This is a genomic window from Neisseria sp. P0022.S010 (assembly GCF_051956635.1).
The window spans coordinates 1-2,869 of the sequence record NZ_JBQCXF010000383.1; the positions used below are offsets into that span (position 1 = coordinate 1).

Below are 2,869 nucleotides of genomic sequence, written 5' to 3' on the forward strand. Positions count from 1 at the left end.
CGGAACAGGGCGGAGCCTGAAAAATGAATCCGGTTATTTTCCCGAACTTGTCGGTAAATGTCCAGTAAAAGATAGAAAAAAGGCGTTTTTCGGCGAAAAAAGAAAGGAACGCTGATTTTCGTTAAAAAGTGATTTCCCCAAGAGCGTTTATTCTAATTTATTGGTTTTTCGACAAAACATGCCGTCTGAAAACCCACTTTGCGCGTATAATGGCGCCTGTTTTTTTAAATTATGCACGACAATGGATATTTCCGATTTTGATTTTGAATTGCCCGAAAAACTGATTGCCCAGCATCCGCCGGAAGTGCGCGGCAGCAGCAGGCTTCTGGTTGCCTTGCCTACATTGCCGATTGAAGACAAACATTTCGGCGATTTACCCGATTATGTCGCACCGGGCGATGTGCTGGTGTTTAACAATACTAAAGTGATGAAGGCGCGCCTGTTCGGCCAAAAAGCCAGCGGCGGCAAAATCGAAGCCCTGATTGAACGGGTATTGGACGCGCATACCGCATTGGCGCATATCCGCTCGTCCAAATCGCCGAAACCGGGTACAGAATTGATTTTTGAAGGCGATATCCGCGCCGTCATGCTGGAGCGCGCAGAAGAATTGTTTTGCCTGAAATTTGAAGGTGAGCAAACCGTTTACGAACTTTTAGAGCAAAATGGCCATCTGCCCTTGCCGCCTTATATCGAACGCGCGGCCGATGATGAAGACGACAGCCGCTATCAGACCGTGTACGCCAAATATCAAGGCGCAGTGGCTGCGCCGACGGCAGGTCTGCACTTTACTGATGAATTGTTGGGCCGTCTGAAAGCCAAAGGCGTAGAAACTGCGGAAGTAACCCTGCATGTCGGTGCCGGTACATTCCAACCCGTGCGCGTCGATAAAATTGAAGAACACAAAATGCACAGCGAGTGGTTTGACGTACCGGCCGAGACCGTTGCCGCCGTTGAAGCCGCCAAAGCGCGCGGCAATAAAGTGTGGGCAGTGGGCACAACCTCCATGCGCGCCTTGGAATCCGCCGCACGCGAAACAGGCCGTCTGAAAGCAGGTCGCGGCGATACCGATATTTTCATTACGCCGGGCTACCGCTTCAATGTTGCCGACCGATTGATTACCAACTTCCACCTGCCCAAATCAACCTTGCTGATGCTCGTCAGCGCGTTTTCGGGCATGGAGCATATCCGCAGCGTTTACCGTCATGCGGTGGAACAGGAATACCGCTTTTTCAGCTATGGCGATGCGATGATTTTGGGGAAAACGGAATAAATCGGAAACGGATTGGAGCGTTTCAAACGGGGTATTTGGATTGTCTCGAATCCGAATCAGTTGGAACGCTCTACTAGAATAGGCGGCTTAAGTAAGTTGCCTAAGGGTCAAATTAATGGATGAGAAAAAAATAGATTTTTTGCTGTATAGCGTACCGGAAAATGTGGACTATACGACGATTCCTGAAGAGCTTGACTTGGAGGATGTGCCGCAAGAGAGGATAGATGGATTAATCGAATTGCTATCCAATGAAAATGAGGTATTGCAATTTGATTCAGCGCGCCTGCTTGCTCACTGGGGTATTGATGAAGGCTTTGATACTTTGGTTTTGATGTTTGAGAAAGGGGAGGCAGAGGGAATGATTGATCATCGTTTACATGGTTATGATGATACAGATCGGCATATCTTGTCTGCTTTTATCAGTTACTGGGCATCTAAAGCAGATCAGAGTCAGCAAAAAGGTGATGATGCACGTCAGAAAATCTTTCCTCCTGTGGCTAGAATTATTCGTAAAGCATCATCGGCAGATTTTTCTATCAGTGAGTTGTTTTGGCTGGTCACGAAAATGCAGTTTATAGAGTATGTGCCACTCATTAAGGAGTATCTACAGCATATTATTGACTATCCAAGTAAACGGTATTGGGAAATCCATGATACTGTAAAATCATTATTAGAAATAGAACCGCAATTTATTCATGATTTACTTGAAAGTAAAAACAAAAAGTTATCGGACTTTGGATTATAAAAAGAATATTGTGAATAAAATACAAAAAAACAAAAAGGCCGTCTGAAAATCGTTTTTCAGACGGCCTTTTATCTTTCCATGCTTAGGCGTCAATGTTTTGTGCCAGCAGGGCGTTGTTTTCGATGAAGGCGCGGCGCGGTTCGACTTCGTCGCCCATCAGGGTGACGAACACTTCGTCGGCGGCAATGGCGTCTTCGATGCGGACTTTCAGGAGGCGGCGGACGGTGGGATCCATCGTGGTTTCCCAAAGTTGTTCCGGGTTCATCTCGCCCAAGCCTTTGTATCGTTGGATGGACATGCCTTTTTGGGCAACGCTCATCAAGATGTCCAAAGCGGCTTCAAAGCTGTCGATGTCGTATTCGTTGTCGCCTTTGTAGAGCTTCGCTCCTTTACCGACCATGCCTTTGAGTGCGGCGGCGGTTTGGGTAAGGGTTTGATAAGCTTTGCTGTTGAGGAATTTAGGCTCGAGGTAGCTCACCATCACATTGCCGTGCAGCTTGCGTGTGATTTTGATGAACTGGTGTCCTTCGTGGCCTTCGATGCGTTCGAGTGCGACTTCTTTTTCGTCCAAGAGGCCGCTCAATTCGGCAACGGCGCGGTCTGCGCTTTCTGCTGTACTGAGGTCGACCGGCGAAGCGTGCAGCATGGCGTGCAGGACGAGTTCGTCAATGATGCGGCTTTCTTGCTCGATGACGGTTTTGGCCAACAGGAATTGTTTGGCGGTATCGGCAAGCTCTTCGCCTTCGATGGTGCGGCCGTCTGAAACGATTTTGGCTTTTTCCAAGGCTAGACCGAGCAGCCATTGGTCTTTTTCCAATTCGTCTTTGAGATAGCGCTCTTGTTTGCCGTATTTG

2 protein-coding genes and 1 pseudogene are annotated in these 2,869 nt (G+C 48.0%); 2 read left to right on the forward strand and 1 reads right to left on the reverse strand.

All coding sequences use genetic code 11. The features are described from left to right. Window positions 1–241: 241 nt before the first annotated feature. Both queA and ACTHUT_RS17065 read left to right on the forward strand, forming a co-directional pair. Window positions 242–1,270: a tRNA preQ1(34) S-adenosylmethionine ribosyltransferase-isomerase QueA gene (queA, locus tag ACTHUT_RS17060; RefSeq protein ID WP_440386452.1), complete on the forward strand. Its 1,029-nt coding sequence runs from the start codon at window positions 242–244 to the stop codon at window positions 1,268–1,270. A gap of 115 nt (window positions 1,271–1,385) precedes the next feature. Further along, window positions 1,386–2,015, forward strand: a complete 630-nt coding sequence (locus ACTHUT_RS17065) for a hypothetical protein (RefSeq protein WP_049347850.1) — start codon at window positions 1,386–1,388, stop codon at window positions 2,013–2,015. Between the two features lie 82 nt (window positions 2,016–2,097). On the opposite strand, the pseudogene gyrB reads toward ACTHUT_RS17065, so the two are convergent. Beyond that, window positions 2,098–2,869 (reverse strand): annotated as a pseudogene (gene gyrB, locus ACTHUT_RS17070) (DNA gyrase subunit B); the annotation flags it as partial.

What these genes read in the sequence shown, in the direction of transcription:
- queA (WP_440386452.1), top strand. Translation starts at nt 242, where the DNA reads ATGGATATTTCCGATTTTGATTTTGAATTGCCCGAAAAACTGATTGCC.
- ACTHUT_RS17065 (WP_049347850.1), top strand. Translation starts at nt 1,386, where the DNA reads ATGGATGAGAAAAAAATAGATTTTTTGCTGTATAGCGTACCGGAAAAT.